Source organism: Vibrio sp. 1288, from assembly GCF_033344475.1.
In genome coordinates this window covers 1-581 of record NZ_JAWPOX010000857.1, presented here as the reverse complement: position 1 = coordinate 581, position 581 = coordinate 1, and the positions used below count along the sequence as shown (strand labels likewise).

Sequence of the window (581 nt, the reverse complement as noted above, 5' to 3'; positions counted from 1 at the left end):
GCAGCGTACCAAAGGAATGTCGCAAAACCAGTGAATGAAGTGGTGTACGGGAAGATAGATTCAGTGCGTTACATCACTCAACAAGAAGTTGTGCAATCGAAAAGCAACGGTTGGAAAACCCTATTAGGGGCAACCATTGGTGGTTTAGTTGGCAACCAGTTTGGTGGTGGCACGGGTAAAGAGGTAGCAACGGCGGTCGGCGCACTGGCTGGCGCTGCGGTTGCTCAAAACCAAAGTAATTATCAATACACAGTTGAATATAAGTTGGTTGAACTGCTAATTAAAGTTAAAGGCGATAAACTGATCAACGTTATTCAGGATGTTGATAAAAATATGCTGTTTAGCCGAGGGGATGAAGTTCGTATTTTATATTTCGATGATGGAGTGCGCGTAGATTTAGCGTACTGAGTGGGTGTTTTAGCGTCAATTTTATCGTTGACTAATTATTCAGAAATTAGCGCAGATTTGCTCTGGTTTTGTGCTGGTTTTTTCGTTAGTCTGAATCCACGAAGAATTGTTTAGCTCTCACAACGGCGTGAATTGAGAGCACAAAGGATTATCAACTTTTAATGGAAAGCCTA

1 protein-coding gene is annotated in these 581 nt (G+C 42.2%); it reads left to right on the top strand.

The genetic code is table 11. From position 1 onward, the window contains the following. A partial coding sequence (locus R8O11_RS29755; protein WP_318195197.1) for a glycine zipper 2TM domain-containing protein occupies positions 1 to 408 on the top strand: 408 nt, incomplete at its 5' end. Positions 409 to 581: the final 173 nt, after the last annotated feature.